This is a genomic window from Streptomyces sp. NRRL B-3229, from assembly GCF_000719505.1.
GTDB classification, from domain to species: domain Bacteria; phylum Actinomycetota; class Actinomycetes; order Streptomycetales; family Streptomycetaceae; genus Streptomyces; species Streptomyces griseorubiginosus.
On record NZ_JOGP01000001.1, the window covers coordinates 171,492 to 191,332 of the forward strand.

19 protein-coding genes are annotated in these 19,841 nt (G+C 72.5%); 7 read left to right on the top strand and 12 right to left on the bottom strand.

Annotated features, from left to right (window positions below; genetic code table 11):
• Positions 1-64: 64 nt before the first annotated feature.
• The 3 genes from IF54_RS0100775 to IF54_RS0100785 all read right to left on the bottom strand — a co-directional run bounded on the left by IF54_RS0100775 (position 65) and on the right by IF54_RS0100785 (position 2,652).
• Entirely contained in the window at positions 65-649 is a 585-nt protein-coding gene (locus IF54_RS0100775) for a hypothetical protein (RefSeq protein WP_030313321.1), read from the bottom strand.
• Entirely contained in the window at positions 646-1,794 is a 1,149-nt protein-coding gene (locus IF54_RS0100780; protein WP_030313323.1) for an ROK family glucokinase, read from the bottom strand. The genes IF54_RS0100775 and IF54_RS0100780 overlap by 4 nt, the downstream gene beginning before the upstream one ends.
• 120 nt (positions 1,795-1,914) lie before the next feature.
• On the bottom strand, positions 1,915-2,652 hold the full coding sequence (locus tag IF54_RS0100785; protein WP_199821168.1) for a GntR family transcriptional regulator: 738 nt from the start codon (positions 2,650-2,652) through the stop codon (positions 1,915-1,917).
• 129 nt (positions 2,653-2,781) lie between these two features.
• Here IF54_RS0100785 and IF54_RS0100790 point away from each other — a divergent pair, with 129 nt between their 5' ends.
• On the top strand, positions 2,782-3,804 hold the full coding sequence (locus tag IF54_RS0100790) for a Gfo/Idh/MocA family oxidoreductase (protein ID WP_030313326.1): 1,023 nt from the start codon (positions 2,782-2,784) through the stop codon (positions 3,802-3,804).
• A 16-nt stretch (positions 3,805-3,820) separates the two neighbouring features.
• Here IF54_RS0100790 and IF54_RS0100795 read toward each other — a convergent pair whose 3' ends face one another.
• The 3 genes from IF54_RS0100795 to IF54_RS0100805 form a co-directional block, all read right to left on the bottom strand.
• The gene (locus tag IF54_RS0100795) at positions 3,821-5,014 is read right to left on the bottom strand and encodes a cytochrome P450 family protein (RefSeq protein WP_030313329.1); all 1,194 of its coding nucleotides are present in this window, start codon (positions 5,012-5,014) and stop codon (positions 3,821-3,823) included.
• Between the two features lie 40 nt (positions 5,015-5,054).
• Entirely contained in the window at positions 5,055-5,744 is a 690-nt protein-coding gene (locus IF54_RS0100800) for a response regulator (RefSeq protein ID WP_030313331.1), read from the bottom strand.
• Between the two features lie 284 nt (positions 5,745-6,028).
• A complete protein-coding gene (locus tag IF54_RS0100805; RefSeq protein ID WP_037819021.1) occupies positions 6,029-7,276 on the bottom strand; it encodes a sensor histidine kinase in 1,248 nt (415 codons plus the stop codon).
• 169 nt (positions 7,277-7,445) lie between these two features.
• Here IF54_RS0100805 and IF54_RS0100810 point away from each other — a divergent pair, with 169 nt between their 5' ends.
• Positions 7,446-7,649 carry a hypothetical protein gene (locus tag IF54_RS0100810; protein ID WP_030313335.1) on the top strand — a complete coding sequence of 68 codons (204 nt, stop codon included), beginning with the start codon at positions 7,446-7,448 and terminating at the stop codon, positions 7,647-7,649.
• 114 nt (positions 7,650-7,763) lie between these two features.
• Complete coding sequence (locus tag IF54_RS0100815) at positions 7,764-8,519, top strand: 3-oxoacyl-ACP reductase family protein (protein WP_199821160.1); 756 nt, start codon at positions 7,764-7,766, stop codon at positions 8,517-8,519.
• A gap of 447 nt (positions 8,520-8,966) precedes the next feature.
• Here IF54_RS0100815 and alc read toward each other — a convergent pair whose 3' ends face one another.
• Positions 8,967-10,088, bottom strand: a complete 1,122-nt coding sequence (gene alc / locus IF54_RS0100820) for an allantoicase (RefSeq protein ID WP_030313340.1) — start codon at positions 10,086-10,088, stop codon at positions 8,967-8,969.
• A gap of 52 nt (positions 10,089-10,140) precedes the next feature.
• Complete coding sequence (gene allB, locus IF54_RS0100825) at positions 10,141-11,478, bottom strand: allantoinase AllB (protein WP_030313342.1); 1,338 nt, start codon at positions 11,476-11,478, stop codon at positions 10,141-10,143.
• A gap of 282 nt (positions 11,479-11,760) precedes the next feature.
• Here allB and IF54_RS0100830 point away from each other — a divergent pair, with 282 nt between their 5' ends.
• Positions 11,761-12,552: an IclR family transcriptional regulator gene (locus tag IF54_RS0100830; RefSeq protein ID WP_030313345.1), complete on the top strand. Its 792-nt coding sequence runs from the start codon at positions 11,761-11,763 to the stop codon at positions 12,550-12,552.
• Positions 12,553-12,609: 57 nt separating this feature from the next.
• On the opposite strand, the gene IF54_RS0100835 is transcribed toward IF54_RS0100830, so the two are convergent.
• On the bottom strand, positions 12,610-12,894 hold the full coding sequence (locus IF54_RS0100835) for a DUF5955 family protein (protein ID WP_028808913.1): 285 nt from the start codon (positions 12,892-12,894) through the stop codon (positions 12,610-12,612).
• 192 nt (positions 12,895-13,086) lie between these two features.
• On the opposite strand from IF54_RS0100835, the gene IF54_RS0100840 reads away from it, so the two are divergent.
• Together IF54_RS0100840 and aceB are read left to right on the top strand one after the other, a co-directional pair.
• A complete protein-coding gene (locus tag IF54_RS0100840; protein ID WP_030313348.1) occupies positions 13,087-13,686 on the top strand; it encodes a nucleotidyltransferase family protein in 600 nt (199 codons plus the stop codon).
• 184 nt (positions 13,687-13,870) lie between these two features.
• Complete coding sequence (gene aceB, locus IF54_RS0100845) at positions 13,871-15,496, top strand: malate synthase A (RefSeq protein ID WP_030313352.1); 1,626 nt, start codon at positions 13,871-13,873, stop codon at positions 15,494-15,496.
• Here the strand turns inward: aceB and IF54_RS0100850 are convergent.
• Genes IF54_RS0100850 through IF54_RS0100860 form a run of 3 tightly spaced genes read right to left on the bottom strand, consistent with a single transcriptional unit; the run spans position 15,486 to position 18,237 of the window.
• Complete coding sequence (locus IF54_RS0100850) at positions 15,486-15,779, bottom strand: SelT/SelW/SelH family protein (RefSeq protein ID WP_030313354.1); 294 nt, start codon at positions 15,777-15,779, stop codon at positions 15,486-15,488. The two genes, aceB and IF54_RS0100850, sit on opposite strands and share 11 nt — an antisense overlap.
• Positions 15,776-16,681 carry a HipA family kinase gene (locus IF54_RS0100855; protein ID WP_030313356.1) on the bottom strand — a complete coding sequence of 302 codons (906 nt, stop codon included), beginning with the start codon at positions 16,679-16,681 and terminating at the stop codon, positions 15,776-15,778. Before IF54_RS0100855 ends, IF54_RS0100850 begins: the two co-directional genes overlap by 4 nt.
• A 20-nt stretch (positions 16,682-16,701) precedes the next feature.
• Positions 16,702-18,237 (bottom strand): IucA/IucC family protein, encoded by a 1,536-nt coding sequence (locus tag IF54_RS0100860; RefSeq protein ID WP_030313358.1) that lies wholly within the window; start codon positions 18,235-18,237, stop codon positions 16,702-16,704.
• A gap of 102 nt (positions 18,238-18,339) precedes the next feature.
• Here IF54_RS0100860 and IF54_RS0100865 point away from each other — a divergent pair, with 102 nt between their 5' ends.
• Positions 18,340-19,824: an IucA/IucC family protein gene (locus IF54_RS0100865; protein ID WP_030313364.1), complete on the top strand. Its 1,485-nt coding sequence runs from the start codon at positions 18,340-18,342 to the stop codon at positions 19,822-19,824.
• The last annotated feature ends 17 nt before the right edge of the window (positions 19,825-19,841 follow it).

Here is a 19,841-nt window from a genome sequence, read left to right on the forward strand (position 1 = left end):
CTACGGGCGGGGTCTGACAATCGGCTCCGGCGACGGGCCGCACCCGCTCGCCGGAGCGGGGGCGCTACGGCACGGTGCGGGAGACGACGTACACCTTCGGGGCGTTCGGGACGGTCAGGTTGACCATGACGTCCTGAGTGGGTGCCGGGTCCTTCTGCGCGTGGGTCAGGCCCCACCACGAGCGGGGTCCGTCGAACCTCCAGCCGGTGATCTTCTGGTCGCGTTCGCTGATGGAGATGTCGTTCTTCTTCAGGTCGGCGCGGCTGACGCCCATCGCGGTCAGGAAGGCGGCCAGGCCCGCGTCGCTCGTCCGGAACTGGACGTAGAGGCGACTGGTCTTCCAGTTGTTGGTCTCGTAGGAGGCGACCAGGTCCGCGGGGTGCGGGACCGGCACCTGGTACAGGCGGCGCTGGACCTTGGACGGCCAGTCGGGGGTGAGGCCCGTCGCCGAGTACTTCGCCTCCTTGTCCTTGCCGCTGTCCCGGCTCTGGTTGGCGGAGATCACCAGGTAGCCGGCCGGGACGCCGATCAGCAGGCCGATGATGAGCAGCGTGATAGCCCGGCGGCGGTTGCGGTGCCGCCGGTCCTCGGTGGGCCGCCGCGGTTCGTCGGGGGGCGCGGTGGACTGGCGCGGCAGGGACGCGTTCACGCCGTGTCCCGTGACGTGCGGCGGGCCTCCACGTACTTCTCGTAGCGCTCGTGCCGCTCCACCCGGCGCCGGTTGGCGCGCCGGAACCGCCGGGCGACCAGGCGGGCCAGGTCGGCGGCGCCGACCATGCCGGCCTCCGGGCCCAGCTGGGCGCGGGCGATACGGGCCTCGGGACGGTAGCCGCGGCCGGTGAGCTGGCGCTTGAACGCGTCCCGCGCGGGGCCGATCAGGAGGTCGTCGGCCGCGCTGACGCCGCCGCCGATGACGAAGCAGGACGGGTCGAGGGCGGCGGCGAGGTTGGCGATGCCGACGCCGAGCCACTGGCCGATGTCCTGGAGCAGCTCGATGCACATGGCGTCGCCCTCGCGGGCGAGCTCGGTGATCATCGGGCCGGTGATGTCGCCGATGTTGCCCTTGACGTGCTCGATGATCCCGTACGCCACCGGCGAGTCGGCGGCGGCCAGCTCCCTGGCCTCCCTGACCAGCGCGTTCCCGGAGCTGTACTGCTCCCAGCAGCCGCGGTTGCCGCACGGGCAGCGGTGGCCGCCGGGCACGACCTGCATATGGCCGAACTCGCCGGCGACCCCGTACTTGCCGCGCTTGACCTGGCCGTCCTCCAGGATCGCGCCGCCGATGCCGGTGCCGAGCGTGATCATGACGAGGTGGTCCTCGCCGCGGCCCGCGCCGAAGCGCCACTCGGCCCAGGCAGCGGTGTTGGCGTCGTTGTCCACCAGGACGGGAACGGCGAGGCGGCCGGCGATGCGGTCCCGGAGGGGCTCGTTGCGCCAGGACAGGTGGGGGGCGAACAGCACCCGGTTGCGGTCGGCGTCGACCCAGCCGGCCGCGCCGATGCCGACGGCGTGCACGTCGTGGCGGTCGGACAGGTCCAGGACCAGCTCGACGATGGTGTCCTCGACGACCTTGGGGCTCTTGGACTTGTCCGGGGTCTCGGTGCGGACCTTCTCCAGGATGTTGCCGTCGGCGTCGACGACACCCGCCATGACCTTGGTGCCGCCGATGTCGATGCCGACCGTGGGCACGCGGGGTGCCGTCAGGTGTGAGCGGCGTTCCCGCGTGCCGACGGTGCGCAGGGCGGGGGCGCGGCGGGAGCCTATGGGGGCGCTGAAGTTGCCGTAGGTGCTCATCAAGGCCCGATTCTGCCGCACGGGCCCTGCGGGTGCCGAACACGGGGCGGCGAAGGGGGGCACGGTTCGTTGCCGGGTGCGGGTGCGTCGTGGCTGGTCGCGCGGTTCCCCGCGCCCCTTTCAGGGCCGGACCAGGAGCTGGAATTCGAATGAGTAGCGCGTCGGGCGGTATGTGTGTGTGCCGTATTCCACCGCTCTGCCCGTGTCGTCGAAGGTGACGCGTTGCATCGTCAGCAGAGGGGCGCCCGCCTCCTCCGCCAGGCGGTCCGCCTCCTCCGGTGTGGCCGCTCTCGCGCCGATCGTCTGGCGGGCGCTGTGGAGGGTGATGCCGGCCGCTCGCATCATGCGGTAGAGGCCGGTGGTCTCCAGTTGTGCGGTGTCCAGGTCGAGGAGGGCCGGCGGAATGAAATTGCACAGGTGGGCCATCGGTTCGCCGTGGGCGAGGCGCAGGCGTTCCACCCGGTGCACGTCGCTGCCCTCGGGGACGCCGAGCGCGGCGGCGATCTCGGCGGTGGCGGGGACGACGGCGTTGACCAGGACCTTCGTGGCGGGGCGCTGGCCGGCCGCCTCCAGGTCGTCGAAGAGGCTGCTGAGCTCCAGGGGGCGCTTGACCTGGCTGTGCACGACCTGGGTGCCGACTCCGCGGCGCCGCACGAGCAGGCCCTTGTCGACGAGGGACTGGATGGCCTGGCGGACCGTGGGACGGGAGAGGCCGAGCCGGGCCGCGAGCTCGATCTCGTTGCCGAGGAGGCTGCCGGGAGTGAGCGTTCCGTGCTCGATGGCGGCCTCCAGCTGCTGGGACAGCTGGAAGTACAGGGGCACCGGGCTGCTGCGGTCCACACTGAGCTCGAGCGTCACGGTCGGGTCCACTTCTGGTTTCGGCACGGGCCCGAGCGTAGCTGCGTGCGTTGTTGACGGGAAGTCGTGTAGTTCGGTTGTCCGGACATACGGATTGACAACGGCGGTCATCGACCACATTTTGTTCACATGCGCATCGGGGTCATTGGGACGGGCCGCATCGGCACCATTCATGCGAAGACGCTCAGCCGCCATCGGGAGGTCGGTTCCTTAATCCTCACGGACGCGGACGGCGCACGGGCCCAGGAGCTCGCGCACCGCCTGGGGGAGACCGCGGCCCCGGGCGTCGACGAGATCTTCAAATGGGGCGTGGACGCCGTGGTGATCACTACGGCGACCTCGGCCCACGCGGAGCTCATCGGCCGGGCGGCGCGCTCGGGACTGCCGGTGTTCTGCGAGAAGCCCATCGCGCTCGACCTGCCCGGCACGCTGCACGCCATCGCCGAGGTCGAGACCGCCGGGACGGTTCTCCAGATGGGCTTCCAGCGCCGCTTCGACACGGGGTACACGGGCGCGCGTGAGGCGGTGCGCTCGGGGCGGCTCGGCCGGCTGCACACCGTGCGGGCGCTGACCTCCGACCAGGCGCCGCCGCCCGCGGAGTGGCTGCCGCTGTCCGGCGGGCTGTACCGGGACACCCTGATCCACGACTTCGACATGCTGCGCTGGGTGACCGGGCACGAGGTCGTCGACGTGTACGCGGCCGGTTCCGACGCGGGTCCGCCGATGTTCCGGGCCGCGGGGGACGTGGACACCGCGGCCGCCCTGCTCACCCTCGACGACGGGACCCTCGCCACGGCCACGGCCACGCGGCTGAACGGGGCCGGGTACGACGTGCGCATGGAGCTCGCCGGGGAGCTGGACCAGGTCGTGGTGGGCCTGGACGACCGGACGCCCATCGCGTCCACGGAGCCGAGCGGACCGCCCGCCGCGGACAAGCCGTGGACGGGGTTCCTGGAGCGGTTCGGACCGGCCTACGAGGCAGAGCTGGCCGCGTTCGTCGAGGTGGTCCGGGGTGAGCGGGCCAACCCCTGCGACGGCCGTGAGGCCCTCCAGGCGCTCCGGATCGCCGAGGCGTGCGAGGTGTCCCGGCGGGAGCACCGGGCCGTTCGGCTGGCGGAGATCCCGGGCGGCACGAGCGCGGGCGCGTTCTGAGGGCTGTCACGCCGCCTCAGGTGACCCACCGCACCGGCAGGCTCCGCACCCCCCGGATCAGCATTCCCGGCAGCCACTCCCCCGGCGGCCCGTCCGACGCGAGTGCTGGTGCGCGGTCCAGCAGGGTCCGCAGCGCCGTGCGGGCTTCCAGGCGGGCCAGTGGGGCGCCCAGGCAGTAGTGGAGACCGTGGCCGAAGGCGAGGTGGCCGCGGGAGTCGCGGTGGATGTCGAAGTCGTGCGGGTCCGGGTAGCGCGTGGCGTCGCGGTCGGCCGCGCCGAGGCAGATCATCACCGGGTCGCCCGCGTCCACGGCCCGTCCCGCTATCTCCAGGGGCTCGGCGGCGTACCGGAAGGTCGCGTTCTCCACCGGGCCCTCGTAGCGCAGGGCTTCCTCGACGGCGGCGTCGAGGAGGGTCATGTCGGCTCGCAGGGCGGCGAGTTGGTCCGGGTGGGTGAGCAGGGCGTGCACGGCGTTGGTGATGAGGTTGACCGTGGTCTCGTGACCCGCGATCAGCAACAGGAAGGCCATGCCGCGCAGTTCCGACGGGGAGAGCCGGTCGCCGTCCTCGGCGGTGGTGCGGACGAGGTCCCCGAGCAGGTCGTCGCTCGGGCCCGCGCACCGCTTGTCCTCGATGAGTTCGGTCAGGTAGGCGGCGAGGTGCACGAAGGAGTCGTACGAACTCTCGGGGCTGGTCGGTGCCACGACCTCCGTGGAGAGCCTGCGGAACTCCGTGCGGTCCATCTCGGGCACGCCGAGGAGTTCGCAGATCACGGTGATCGGCAGTGGGTACGCGAAGGAGGCCACCAGGTCGGCGCGGCCGTACGGCAGCATCGCGTCGAGGAGTTCGTCGGTGATCTCCTGGATCCTGGGACGCAGGGTCTCCACGCGGCGCATGGTGAAGGCGCGGGAGACGAGGGCGCGCAGCCGGGTGTGTTCCGGCGGGTCGCTGCCCAGCAGATGGCGGCCGATCAGCCCGTCCTCCTGGAAGAGCACACCGATGCGGCGGCCGTCCTTGGCCAGCCGGGGATCGGCGAGCGCGGCGCGCGCCTCCTCGTGGCCGACGACCAGCCACGTGGAGTAGCCGGGGTCCGAGCCCGGTGGTCGTACCCGGTGGACGGGTCCCTGGGCGCGTAACTCGGCGTAGACGGGGTGCGGATCGACGCGGAACGCGTCGCCGTACTTCCCGAGGTCGATCACTGGATCGGTCATGAGGCTCCCCCTTCACACCGTCAACGCCCGGCGGCCTCGCCTAGTGCCCGTCCGGCTCGGGTTCCGCGGATTGCTCCAGCAACCCCGCGTCGTACGCCAACAGCGCGATCTGCACCCGGTTGTTGAGGTCGAGCTTGGCCAGGACGCGGGAGACATGGGTCTTGACGGTGGCGACGCTCATGAAGAGGGCGGCGGCGATCTCGGCGTTGGACAGTCCCTGGCCGACCGCGACGGCCACTTCTCTCTCCCGGTCGTTGAGGGCGCCGATGCGCTCACGCGCGCGTGCCTTGCGCCGGTCCGCCGCGGTTCCGGCCGCGTGCTCCATCAACTGGCGGGTGACGGTGGGCGACAGGACCGGGTCGCCGGCCGCGACGCGGCGGACGGCGGCGAGGATCTCGGCGGGCGGGGTGTCCTTGAGGACGAAGCCGGCGGCGCCCGCGCGCAGGGCGCGCAGGACCTGCTCGTCCGCGTGGAAGGTGGTCAGGACGACGACCTCGGGGGCGTCGGGTCGGGCCCGCAGCCGCTCGGTGGCGGTGAGGCCGTCCACCGCCGGCATCCGGATGTCCATGAGGACGACGTCCGGGCGGGTCCGGTCGACGGCGGCCGCGACCTCGGCGCCGTCCGCGGCCTCGCCGACGATCTCGATGTCCTCGGCCCCGCCCAGCATCAGGGACAGGCCGGCCCGCACGAGGGGGTCGTCGTCGACGAGGAGCAGTCTGATCACAGTCATGTGCCTTACGTAATCACGGTCGGGCCGAGGGACCGGGGGCAATCACCCTCGCGGGCGGGCGAGTTGTGCGGGCAGGAAGGGCTCGGCGGGGGCCCGGTGATCCGGGGGGGCGGTCCGTCGTGGCGGAGGGGTCTGTCATGGCCGGGAGTGGTCCGTCGTGGCCGGAGGCGGTCCGTCGTGGCGGAGGGGTCTGTCATGGCCGGGAGTGGTCCGTCATGGCCGGAGGCGGTCCGTCGTGGCGGGGGCGGTCCGTCATGGGGAGCGATCCGTCGTGGCGGGGGGTGTCACGGCCACGGCAGCCACGCCTGCACCCGGAACGCCCCGTCCGCCTCCGCCCCGTGCTCCAGCCGTCCGCCGGCCAGCGTCGCGCGCTCGGTGAGGCCGATCAGACCCTGCCCCGAGCCGGGGACGTGCGGCACCTCCCCCTCGGGCGCGGGGTTGCAGACGCTCACCACGAGTCCGCCGCCCGGACCGCCGGAGACGGTGACCGTGACCTCCGTGCCGGGGGCGTGCTTGCGGGCGTTGGTGAGGCCCTCCTGGGCGATGCGGTAGGCGGTGCGGCCGACGGAGGCGGGCACGGCGGCGGGGTCGGTGACCCGGCTGTCGAGGACGACCTTCATGCCGGCCTCGCGGGACTCGGCGACCAGGGTGTCCAGGGCGACGAGGGTCGGCTGCGGGCGCCCGCCCTCGTCCTGCTCCCCGGCCCGCAGTACGCCGATGATCTCCCGCAGGTCCTGGAGTGCCTCGTGGGCGCTCTCCCGGATGACACCGGCGGCGCGCGCGACCTCCTCCTGGGGCGCGTCCGGCCGGAACTCCAGGGCACCCGCGTGCACGCTGAGCAAGGTCAGCCGGTGCGCGAGGACGTCGTGCATCTCGCGCGCGATGGCCTCACGGGCCAGCCGCTGCGCCTGTTCGGCCCGCAGCCGAGCCTCGGTCTCGGCGCGCCGGGCGCGGTCGCGCAGGCTGAACATGAGCTGCCGCTTGGAACGCACGAGCAGGCCCCAGCCGATGATCGAAGCGATCACCAGGACCGAGAAGACGACCGAGACGACGTACGGCAGGTCGGCGTCGGGGCGCATCCGGAAGGCGACCGGGACCAGGGCGATGTTGATGCCGCCCACCCAGGCCACGTACTTGAAGGGGCGGTGCACGGCGAGGGTGAACAGGGCGATCGTGCAGGCGCCGCCCGCGGAGTCCGAGAGCAGCCCGAGCGGGATGGTCGCCACGGCGAGGCCCAACGGCCAGCGACGGCGCAGCCATACGGCGGCGCAGGCGAGGGCGCCGAGCAGTTGGTCGAGGGTGGCCGCGGAGTGCGAGAGATGCGGGTTGTCGCCCGCCGCTTCCGCGCCGATGATGCCGACAAGTACGGCCAGGAGGAAGCAGGAGAAGTCGACGATCCAGTCGCGTGCGGTACGCCGGGGCCGTACGGCGGAGGGGTCGAACTCATGGATCACGGCCGACGGCATCAGCCAGCGCCGGCCGGCGAAGGCCTCGGGGTCGGACACTGTCTCGTCACGGCTCACGGTCGACAAATCTACGCAGCGAGGGCGCGTCGCACCCGTCCACGGACGGCATCGGCGACCAAAGTCGCGGCAGCGCAGACTTTCGGCGTACGGGGCCCGGCGGGCGTCATGCTTTCGCGCGACCGCGCTCACCCCGCGGCCGATGTCCGGGCGGGGCCCGCGGGGGGAGGGTCTCCTCATGAAGCAACTGCTGGAAGTGGTCGGTTTCGTCGCCCTGGTGCAGGGCGGGATGGGCCTGCTGCACGAGTTCACCGACTGGCACGTCGGACTCGTGCAGCGGATCGGTTTCCTCGACGGATACGAGGTCTACGCGAGCGTCGCCCTGATCGTGCTGGCGTTCGCCCTGTTCGCGGCGGCGGAGGCTGTCGGAAGCCGGGGGTGACGCCGAGGGGGGCGACGGGGCGGGGCCGTCGGGTGGTGGGGCCGGCGCCCTTGGGTGGTGCGGTCGGGGTCGATGTCCGTTGGCCGCCGGTCATCCCCGTTCCTGGCCGCTGGGATGGGTGTCATGACAACGACTCAAGGACATCTGTACGGCAGGGTCGCGCTCGTCACCGGCGGCGGTCGCGGCATCGGGGCGGCGACGGCCCTGCGGCTGGCGCGGGAGGGCGCGGACGTGGCCGTGACCTACGTGGCCGGCAAGGAAGCGGCCCATGACGTCGTACGGCGCGTCGAGGCGCTGGGGCGGCGGGCCGTGGCCCTGCGGGCGGACTCCGGGGACCCCGAGGAGGCGGCGGGGGCGGTCGGCCGTACGGCGGAGGCGCTCGGCGGACTGGACGTGCTGGTGAACAACGCGGGGGTGGGGGTGCTCGGGCCGCTCGGCGAGCTGTCCCTCGCGGACGTGGACCGGGTGCTGGCCGTCAATGTGCGGGGCGTGTTCCTGGCCTCTCAGGCGGCGGCCGGACGGATGCGGGACGGCGGGCGGATCATCACGATCGGCAGCTGTATGACCCAGCGGGTGCCGGGGCCGGGCGGGACGCTGTACGCGGCGAGCAAGTCGGCTCTGATCGGGCTGACCAAGGCCCTCGCGCGGGAGCTGGGGCCGCGCGGGATCACGGCGAACCTCGTGCATCCCGGTCCCGTCGACACCGACATGAACCCGGCGGACGGACCGTTCGCGCCGGGCCAGGCCGCGATGACCGCGCTGGGGCGGTTCGGGGCGGCGGAGGAGGTGGCGTCGATGGTGGCGTGTCTGGCGACCGCGGGGTATGTCACCGGCGCGGAGTTCTCGGTGGACGGGGGACATGCGGCGTGAGGTCGCGGCTTGGGCGGGGCCGGGCGGAGGTTGCCGTGTCCCCGGCTCGGGTCCCGGGTCCGGGGCCGGGTCCGGGGCCGGGGCCGGGACCGGGTCCGGGTCCGGGACCGGGTCCGGGTCCGGGCCAGGGGCCGGTCCGGGCCAGGGGCCAACTCCGTCTCAGCCGCTCGGACGCTCCGCCGCAGGCGTTGGGCGAGCCCGTCGGCAGCCGGGGCTCGCCCTGTCGCGGCCGACGGGTTAGCCCCGTCCAACGGGACCGGAAAACACTGCCCGACCGCGGCCGGGAAGCGCCGCCCGGCCGACGGCCCGGAAACTCCACCTGGTCGAAGGCCCGGGAACGCCGCCTGGTCGGCAGCAGCGAGACGCCGCCGTCGGGTCGGCAGTCGACGGACGTCGTCCGGTCGGTGGCCGACCGGCGTGGTCCGGCGTCGGCCGGCAGGCTTCCGCTCAGCCGCCCACCTCCCGGTGCCGGGCCGACAGCGCCGCTGTTCCCGCCTCCGTCAGGGAGCCGAACAGTCGCAGGCGGGAGATTCCGCCGTCCGGGAAGATGTCCACGCGCGCGTGCGTGCCGACCGCCGGTTCCGGCAGGACGAAGCGGTGGTTGGTGTCGGGCTGGAGCCGGGTGCGCGGAAGGATCTCGCGCCAGTCGCCGGCGTCGCCGTCGCGGACCGACACCGACGCCCACCCCGCGCTGTTGCCCTTCAGATACGCCGTGTCGATCTCGATCGCACGGATGTGGGACTGGGCCACCAGGCGGTAGCGGATCCAGTCGTGGCCCTGGTCGCGGCGGCGGCGGGTCTCCCAGCCGTCGTCCATCTTGCGTGAGCGGCCGGGCTGGATGGTGTTGGAGGCGGGCGAGTAGAAGAGGTTGGAGGCGTCCTCGGCCCGGCCGCCGTTCTCCAGCGCGACCACGTCGAAGGCGCCGAGGACCTCGAGCCACGCCGGGTCCGGGACGACTTCGCCGTACACGCGCAGACGGGCGATGCCGCCGTCCGGGTGCTGGTTGACCCTGAGGTGGGTGAAGCACTGCTCCAGGGGCACCTCGAAGCCGTTCGCCGCGTGGCCGCCGACCGGTGTCCTCGGGACCAGGGTCGTCCACTTCACGTCGTCGCCCAGCAGTTCCTCGGGGGACGGGGAACCGGCGACGCTCGTGCCCTCGACCGACACCGCCTGCGGGTAGTTGCCGCGGAAGTGCGCGGTGTCGATGACGATCCCCCGGATCACGCCGGGCGCGCCGAGCCGCACCAGCGCCCAGTCGTGGTCCTCCGCCGTCGGCCAGGGGTGCTCGGCCGAGGCGCCCCGGCGGCGCCGTGTCTCCCAGCCGTCCATGATCTTGCCCTTGTGCCCGAAGTGCTCGGGGTCGAACTCGGCCCGCCCGGGCATCAGCAGGTTCTCGCGCTGGGCGAAGAACTCGTCGTTGGCGGCGATGACGGAGGCCCCGAGCGTCCGTGCGGCGAGGTTGACGTACTGGGTGAAGGGGAAGTCGGCGGTGCGGTAGTCCGCGTACGGGTCGCCGCCGCCGTACGGGTGCGCGTCGCCGGTGAAGCTGGGAATCGCCGTCACGTACATGTGCCTTTCGGGAGTGGGCCGGTGCGGGGGGGATCGGGACGTGCGGGTGGGGTCAGGGCGTGCGGGTGAGCAGTTGGCCCTTCGGGGGCGTGAACTCGCCGTCGGCCACGATGCGTTGGCCGCGCAGCCAGGTCGACTTCACCACCCCGTACAGGGTCTTGCCCGCGTACGCCGTGACGCGGTTGCGGTGCTGTAGGGCCGCCGGGTCCACGGTGAAGGTGGCGTCGGGAGCGAGGACGGCGAAGTCGGCGTCGCGGCCGGCCTCGATGGCGCCCTTGCGGTCCAGGCCGACGAGCCGGGAGGTCCGGGCGGACATCCAGCCGACGACGTCCTCCAGGGTGTGGCCGCGCCTGCGGGCCTCCGTCCAGACCGCGGCCAGGCTCAGCTGAAGGCCGGAGATGCCGCCCCAGGCCGTGGCGAAGTCGTCGGTCTTCAGGTCGGCCGTGGACGGCGAGTGGTCGGTGACCACGCAGTCGATGGTGCCGTCGGCCAGCGCCTGCCACAGCAGGTCCTGGTTGGCGGACTCGCGGATGGGCGGGCAGCACTTGAACTCGCTTGCGCCGTCCGGGACTTCCTCTGCGGTCAGCGTCAGGTAGTGCGGACAGGTCTCGACCGTGATGCGGACGCCGTCCGCCTTGGCCTGGGCGATCAGCGGGAGCGCGTCGCTCGACGACAGGTGGAGCACGTGCACACGTGCGTCCAACCGCTTGGCCTGGGCGATGAGTTGGGCGATGGCCGTGTCCTCGGCGTCGCGCGGGCGGGAGGCCAGGAAGTCGGCGTACTTGGGGCCGCCTCGCTGCGGGGCGGTCTCCAGGTGGTGCGGGTCCTCTGCGTGCACGATCAGCAGACCGTCGAAGGAGGCGATCTCGGCCAGCGAGCGGGCGAGTCCGTCCTGGTCGAGGTGCGGGAACTCGTCGACGCCGGAGGGCGAGAGGAACGCCTTGAAGCCGAAGACGCCCGACTCGTGCAGCGGGCGCAGGTCCTTGACGTTGTCGGGCAGCGCGCCGCCCCAGAAGCCGACGTCGATGTGGGCCTTGTCGGCGGCGACCTCGCGCTTCGTCCGCAGGTTCTCGACGGTCGTCGTGGGCGGGAGGGAGTTGAGCGGCATGTCGACGAGGGTGGTGATGCCGCCGGCCGCCGCTGCGCGGGTGGCGGTCCAGAAGCCCTCCCACTCGGTGCGGCCGGGGTCGTTGACGTGCACGTGGGTGTCGACGAGGCCGGGCAGCAGGACGTCGTCGCCGAGGTCCTCGACACGGGCGTCCGTCGGCACCTCGCAGTCGTACGGCAGGACGGCGGTGATCCTTCCGCCGCCGACCGCGACCGACGCGGCGCGTGTCCCCTCGGGTGTGATGACGCGCGTCGAGCGCAGCACCAGTTCAGTGTCGGACACCCGGACCCCTCTCTGCCGCGGATGACTCCCGCGCCGCCGTTAACTTCCGCGTAACGGAATTCAACTTTCTGTTGAAGGAGTCTTCACTCCCGTTCGGACGCCGTCAAGGGCACACTTCTCCAGAGTGCGCCCGATGTCGCCTCTCTGGACGTTTCCACAAAGCGGAATTAGACTTCCAGCAAGCAGAACGTAGCCATGCACCAGCGGGGAGTCAACCGACTGCCGGGTAGGCTGCTGCTCCTTCCTGCCCCGCCCCGAAGGCAGCCCCGAAAGGAACGCGCCGTGCCGACGTCCAGCGCCAGCACCACCGACTCCGCCAGGTCCGCCGGCGGGGTGCAGTCCCTCGAGCGCGCCTTCGACCTGCTGGAACGCATGGCGGACGCGGGTGGGGAGGTCGGTCTGAGCGAGCTCTCCGCGAGCAGCGGGCTGCCGCTGCCGACCATCCACCGCCTGATGCGCACGCTGGTGTCCTGCGGCTATGTCCGCCAGCAGCCCAACCGCCGCTACGCCCTCGGCCCGCGCCTGATCCGCCTCGGCGAGTCGGCCTCCCGGCTGCTCGGCACCTGGGCCCGGCCCTATCTGGCCCGCCTGGTCGAGGAGACCGGGGAGACGGCCAACATGGCCCTGCTCGACGGGGACGAGATCGTCTATGTCGCCCAGGTGCCCTCGAAGCACTCGATGCGGATGTTCACCGAGGTCGGCCGACGCGTCCTGCCGCACTCGACGGGCGTCGGCAAGGCACTGCTCGCCAACACCCCCGACCACGAGGTGCGCGCTCTTCTCGCCCGGACCGGCATGCCGGCCGCGACCGAGAAGACGATCACCACACCGGACGGCTTCCTCGAGGCCCTCGTGGACGTCCGCGCGCAGGGCTACGCCGTCGACGACAACGAGCAGGAGATCGGCGTCCGCTGCCTCGCGGTCTCGGTGCCCAACTCCCCCACCGCGGCGGCCATTTCGATCTCCGGCCCGGCCGGACGGGTCACCGAGGCAGCCACCGAGAAGATCGTGCCGGTCCTCCAGCAGGTCGCCGGTGAACTCTCCGAGGCCCTGGCCACCCAGAACCCGGCGTGACCGTCGTACGGCGACAGCCGGTCCCTTCACCGGCCGGTGTCGAGGACCCTTCCCCGGCTAGCGGCGCGGTTCCCCGAAGAGTTCCACTGCCTCGCGGACCTCGCCCAGGCCGCGCGACAACGCGCTGACCGAGCCGATCGCCCCCGCTATCAGCAGCAAGGACCGCCGCAGGCGGGGGACTTCGGGGGAGCCCTCGATCGTCATGGCGGCCAGTGCGGCGAGTTCGTCCTCGGCGATGTCGCGGTCGGGGAACTCCGCCGGGTGCGCGGCGAGTTCGCGGCGCAGTCGGGAGACCGCGGTCCGCAGTTCCGCCACTCTCGGATCGTTGTCGCTGCCGCTCACCGGTCTCTGCCCCAAGCTCCGCAACACAGCTCTCCCCGCACACCTTCCGCACCCTGATGTCCCGCGGCGTCGGTCAGGCGCCCAGGGATGCGGGTCAGTAAACGCCACACGGGGCGCCGGGCGCCACCGTGCGGACCGAAATTAAGCCCGCCGAAGCCCGCCGTACACCGGTGCGTCCGGTATGCAGGACGCATGACGGAGAACGAACAGCAGGTCGCCGGGCTGCTCCTGGCCGCGGGCGGCGGGCGGCGGCTCGGCGGGCGGCCCAAGGCACTGCTCGAACACCGGGGCCGCCCGCTCGTCGAACACGCGGTGGGCGTCCTGCGGGCGGCGGGCTGCGCACGGGTGCACGTGGTCCTGGGCGCCGCCGCAGCGGCCGTACGGGAGCGGGCGGAGCTCGGTGAGTGCGTGACCGTGGAGAACCCGGCGTGGGCCGAGGGCATGGGGTCGTCGCTGCGGGCCGGGCTCGCGTCGCTGGACGGGACGCCGGTGCGGGCCGCGCTGGTCTCACTGGTCGACCAGCCCGGCATCGGCGCGGAGGCCGTGCGCCGGGTGCTCGGCGCGTACGAGGACGAGACCTCGCTCGCCTCGGCCGCCTACGACGGCGTACGCGGCCACCCCGTCCTGCTCGGGAGCGCCCACTGGGCCGGGATCGCCGCGACTGCGACCGGCGACCAGGGGGCACGCGCCTACCTGAAGGAGCACCGGGACGCGCTCACGCTCGTCGAGTGCGGGGACGTGGCGCGGCCGTACGACATCGACACGGCTGCGGATCTCGCGCACCTGGAGTGAGGGAGGTGACACTGAGCGCCACAGTGCCTCGACCCAGAGAATCTCGACATCAACAAACCATTGAAATTCCACGATGAGGAAACTAGTATCCACTGCTCAGAAGCGCCCTACCGCTCCGGGGGCGCTCCCCGCCGTACCCGGTTCGACTGGCACCCGGTGCCACCGCTGAAGGAAGTGACCGCTCATGTCCGCACCAGCGCCGTCCCCGCTGGCCATCGTCGACGCCGAGCCCCTGCCGCGGCAGGAGGAGGTCCTCACCGAGGCGGCCCTCGCCTTCGTGGCCGAGCTGCACCGCCGGTTCACGCCCCGGCGTGACGAGCTGCTGGCCCGCCGGGCCGAGCGCCGGGCCGAGATCGCCCGTACCTCCACACTCGACTTCCTCCCCGAGACCGCCGCGATCCGCGCGGACGAGTCCTGGAAGGTGGCCCCCTCCCCCGCGGCCCTTAGCGACCGCCGGGTCGAGATCACCGGCCCCTCCGACCGCAAGATGACCATCAACGCCCTCAACTCCGGTGCCAAGGTGTGGCTCGCGGACTTCGAGGACGCCTCGGCGCCCACGTGGGAGAACGTCGTCCTGGGACAGGTCAACCTCGCCGACGCCTACACCCGGAACATCGACTTCACCGACGAGAAGTCCGGCAAGTCCTACGCGCTCAAGGCCGACGAGGAACTCGCCACCGTCGTCATGCGGCCGCGCGGCTGGCACCTGAACGAGCGGCACCTGGTCGACGCGAACGGCACCCAGGTCCCCGGTGCCCTGGTCGACTTCGGCCTCTACTTCTTCCACAACGCCCAGCGGCTGCTCGACCTCGGCAAGGGCCCGTACTTCTACCTCCCGAAGACCGAGTCCCACCTCGAAGCGCGCCTGTGGAACGACGTGTTCGTGTTCGCGCAGGAGTACACCGGCATCCCGCAGGGCACCGTCCGCGCGACCGTCCTGATCGAGACGATCACGGCCGCGTACGAGATGGAGGAGATCCTCTACGAACTCCGCGACCACGCCTCGGGGTTGAACGCGGGCCGCTGGGACTACCTGTTCTCCATCGTGAAGAACTTCCGTGACGGCGGCGCCAAGTTCGTCCTGCCGGACCGCAACGCGGTCACGATGACCGCCCCGTTCATGCGGGCGTACACCGAACTCCTCGTCCGCACCTGTCACAAGCGCGGCGCACACGCGATCGGCGGCATGGCGGCCTTCATCCCGTCGCGCCGGGACGCCGAGGTCAACAAGGTCGCCTTCGAGAAGGTCCGCGCCGACAAGGACCGTGAGGCCGGCGACGGCTTCGACGGCTCCTGGGTCGCCCACCCCGACCTGGTCCCCATCGCCATGGAGTCCTTCGACAAGGTCCTCGGCGACAAGCCGAACCAGAAGGACCGGCTGCGCGAGGACGTCCACGTCGAGGCCGCCGACCTCATCGCGATCGACTCGCTCGAGGCCAGGCCGACGTACCCCGGTCTCGTCAACGCCGTGCAGGTCGGCATCCGCTACATCGAGGCCTGGCTGCGCGGGCTGGGCGCGGTCGCCATCTTCAACCTGATGGAGGACGCGGCCACCGCCGAGATCTCCCGCTCGCAGATCTGGCAGTGGATCAACGCGGGCGTGGAGTTCGAGAACGGCGAGAAGGCCACGCCGGAGCTGGCCCGCAAGGTCGCCGCCGAGGAGCTGGCGAACATCCGTGCCGAGCTCGGCGAGGAGGCCTTCGCCGCCGGACACTGGCAGCAGGCCCACGACCTGCTGCTCCAGGTCTCCCTCGACGACGACTACGCGGACTTCCTCACGCTGCCGGCGTACGAGCAGCTCAAGGGCTGACCTGCTCCGGCGAAGCCTTGTCCGAGTGGCCCAGGGACTTCCCCGGGGCCACTCGGTCGCGTACGGCCTGCTTGACCGCCGTGGGTTCCGGGAAGCCCTGCTCCCGGCGGTCCCACACGACCTCGTCGTCGACGCGGACCACGAAGACACCGCCCGTACCGGGCTTGAGCGACAGTTCGGTCAGCTCGGTCTCGAAGGTGGTGAGCAGCTCCTGTGCCAGCCAGGCCGCGCGGGGCAGCCAACGGCACTGGGTGCAGTACTCGATCTGTACGACGGGGCTCATCCGAGGTGCACCGACCAATCCTGTTCCGCGGCCGGTTTGCCGTGCAGGTCGGGGACCCGCTTCAGCCACTTGGGCCGGCCTTCCTGTGTCCGCGCCGCGCGCAGGGCCTCCTCGGCGGCGAGTTCCTCCCGGGTGGGGAAGTCCGTGGGCAGCCAAGCCTCGGAGGCCCGCACGCGCGTGTGGAGGTATGTCACATAGGCCTCGCGCGCCTCGTCCGGGGTCGCGAAGTCGGTGAGCCAGGCGTCGGGAACGGCGGCCGTGACCTCGCGCAGGACGTCGAGCGTGACCTTGGGCGCGAGTTCCGCGTCGGCGGCGCGCACGTCGGGGCCGTAGTGGCCGAGGGCGTGGTGGCGGAAGTCGTAGGACTTCGTGGGGTCGGTGCCGTCCCAGCGGTGGTGGAAGACGAGGGCGGCGCCGTGGTCGATCAGCCACAGGCGCGGGGGTGCGACGCCGAGGGTCGGCCAGATCATCAGGTTGGAGCTGTGGACCGTGCGGTCGACGTTGACGGTGAGCGCGTCGAGCCAGACGATCCGGCCGGCCTCCACCGGGTCGACGGGGAACGTCCTCGCGATCTCGGGGGTGAAGTCGCGGGCACCGGAGAGGTAGTCCATGCCGAGGTTCAGACCCGCGCTGGCCGCGTGGAGGTCGCGCACCTCCTGGTGGGGCTCACCGTCGGCGATCGCCGGGTCGAAGCGCACCAGGACCAGCTCCGGGAAGCGCAGCCCGAGGGCCCGGGCCAGCTCACCGACGATCACCTCGGCGACCAGCGCCTTGCGTCCCTGGGCGGAGCCGGTGAACTTCACGACGTAGGTGCCGAGGTCGTCGGCCTCGACGACCCCGGGGACGGAGCCGCCGGACCTCAGCGGGGTCACGTATCGAACAGCAGTCACAGGGCGCAGCACACCGGCCAGGGTAGTTCAGGTCACGCTCCGGCCAGCGGGTTCGGCAGCGGCAGGTACCGGGCGGCGGCCCCGTCCGCCCCCGTCCACCTGAGCAGCAGGTTCGTCTTGCCGGGGAGGGTCGGCGCGGTGAGGAGGGCGGCGGCTTCGGGGAGGGCGTGGCGGGCGAGTTCGCGGCGGGCGGCGGGCCAGGGGTCGAAGCCGGGCCGGCGTTCGGCGAGGGCCGCGGCGATCTCCCACAGGTGGTTCACGACCAGGCAGTACACCAGCCGCTCCCAGCCGTCCGCGCGCTCCACGTCCGTCAGGAGCTTCACGCCCTCGGCGTCCCGGAACAGCGCCTGCACGGGCGTGGCGTCGTCGGCCACGGCCACCAGGGTGTTCTGGAGGTGCGCCTCGAGCACGACGCCGTGGTCGGAGAAGGCCGCGAGCACGGGCGGTACGACCGCGCGCAGATACGCCTCCCACCAGGCGGCCGGGTCCTCGGCGGTGTCGAGCGGGTTGCCCTCGAAGCCCTCCACCAGGGCGGCGGCCAGCAGCGGGGTCGCCCCGGGCCGCACATGGCCGGCCAGGCCGTCGCGGACCAGGACGGCGAGTTCCTCGAAGGCGAAGTCGGCGGTGCGGTAGCCGCGGTCGCTCAGCCAGGCGGCGGAAGGGGGGCTCCCCGAGGAGCCGGGGCCCGAGGAGCCAGGTCCCGAGGAGACGGAGTCCCGGGCGAAGGCTCTCACCACCGCTTCATCCGTACGGCGGAGTTTGAGCAGGTCGTGACGCCAGAGTCGGCGGATGTCGTTCGTGATGCGCACGTCCAGGCTGAACTTCAGGAAGAGGTCGCTCGCGGGGGCGTACACCGTGCGGATCGCGGCCGTCGGCCAGACGTCGGAGCCCGTCGTGCCGAGCCGGATCAGGCGACCGTCCGCGAAGGCCTCCGCGCAGCCCACGAGATCCAGCTGCCAGGGGTGGGCCGGGAGCAGCCGGTAGCCGGGCGGGGCCTCGCCGAGCGCGTCGAGGGCCGCGGTGTCGCCCTCCTCGACGACGGCGTCCTCGCGCAGACCGAGCAGGACCAGGGGGAACCGGGCGTGCGCCTCGGGGGCGTACGGCAGCCAGGCGGCGACGGGGCCCCCGCCGCGGGCCTTGGAGGCGGGGTGGTGGGGGTGGCCGGTGACGAGGCACTGCTCGGAGCGCAGATACGGGTCACGGGGCGCCGTCGCCCGGCCCCTGGCCGCGAGCAGGGCGGCCACCGCGTCCCGGCTGTCGATCATCTCGGCGGGCAGGTCGTGGTTGGACAGTCCGGTGTGCCGGGTCAGTTCCTCGGCGACGAGCTTCACGAGTTCGGTGTGGTTCACCCGCCGCCAGCCGCCCGCCACCCGCACCTCGGGCTCGGTGGGCCGCCGCTCGCCGCGCACCCGGAGCAGCCGTCCGTCGGGGAGCCGGTACACCGGGCGGTCGCCGGGTTCCGGGAGCCGTTCGGCCACCTCGCGCAGCAGGCAGTTGAGCAGGGGCGCCGCCGCGTACGCGTCGGCACGGTGTGCGACGGCGTCGGCCGGCGGGGGCAGGAGGTCCACGCGTTCCACTCGTTCTCTACGGTTTGATCTGGGGCGATGACGATCAGTATGTCTGCCGTCATTCCTCCACCGTGACACCAGTCGCTCCCGAGGAGTCCCCCCGTGCACCGTCCCCGCGCCACCGAGGCCGAGTTCGCCGACGAGCTGGCCGTCGTACGCCCCGACCTCGCGGCGCGGTACGCGGCCGAGCTGCCCGGCGCCCGGGCGGCCGTGCTGTCCCGGCTGTGGCGTGGACTCACGCACGAGCCGCTGCCCTGGGTGGTGGCGCGGGAGGCGGGCCGGGAGGGCCTCACCCTGCGCCTCGCGGACGGCCGCCGGCTGCACGGCCCGCACCCGGACCCGTACGCCACCGCCGCCTACGTCACGGTCGTACGGCTGGACGGGACCCCGTACGACCGTCCCGCGCACCTGATGACCGGTCTCGGTGTGCCGCACGGCACCGAGCTCGCGGCCGAACTCGACGACAGCGTGGCCTCGTTGGCGCTGTCCAGGGCGACTCAGGAGCCCCTCGCGACCACGTGGCCGGTGCGCGACTGGGAGTGGGAGCAGCGGGTCGTCGACGGCCACCCCTTCCACCCCAACTGCCGTTCCCGGCCCGGCTTCTCGGTGGCAGAGCAGCTGGCCTACGGGCCCGAGCACCGGCCCGTGGTGCGGCTGGGGCTGGTACCGGTCCCGGCGGGGGAGTGCCTGGTGAGCGGGGAATGGCCCGAGGACCTGCGGGACGGGGAGCGGCTGTTGCTGCCGGTGCATCCCTGGCAGGCCGAGCACGTGCTGAAGCGGTCCGCGTCCGAGGGCCTCGACGCCCATCCGCTGATGTCCTTGCGCACCCTCGCCATGACCGGCGAACGGCACGTCAAGACGGCCCTGAGCGCCCGTCTCACGTCCTCGGTGCGGGACATCTCCGTGTACTCGATCGGTGTGTCCGCCACGCTCTCCGAGTTCGCGGAGACCCTGGCCGACCGGATGGACGGACTGCTGCACTTCACCCGCACCCTGGGGGCCGCCACCGCCAACTCCCCCGATCTCGCGGCCGTGTTGCGCGAGTCCCCGCAGCTCCACGGCGACCGGGTGCTGCCGGTCGCCGCCCTCGCCACCACCGATCTGCCCGCATCCCCCGCCTGGCTCGCGGAGTTCGCCCGGCTCGCCGTCACGGTGGGCCTGCGGCTGCTGGAGCTGGGAGTCGCCCTGGAGGCGCACGGCCAGAACCTCCTCGTCGTGCTGGACCAGGACAGCGCGCCCGTGCGGCTGGTCTACCGGGACCTCGCCGACATCAGGATCAGCCCGGCCCGGCTGGCCCGGCACGGCATCCCGGTACCGGAGCTGTCCGGACGGGTCGTCACGGACGACGTGACCACCCTGCGGCGCAAGCTGTTCGGCTCCCTGGTGGCGGGGGCCCTCGCGGGTACGGCGGGTTCGGCGACTGCGTTGCGCGGGGCGCTGGAGAGTGCCGTACGGGATCTGCCGCGCACGCCCGATCTGATCGCGCTGCTCGAACAGCCGCTGCCCGCCAAGGCGTTGACGCTGATGCGGCTCTCGCCGGGGACACCGGGCGACCAGTGGACGGAGTTGCCCAACCCCCTGCGGTGAGCGGCCGTTTTGGAGCG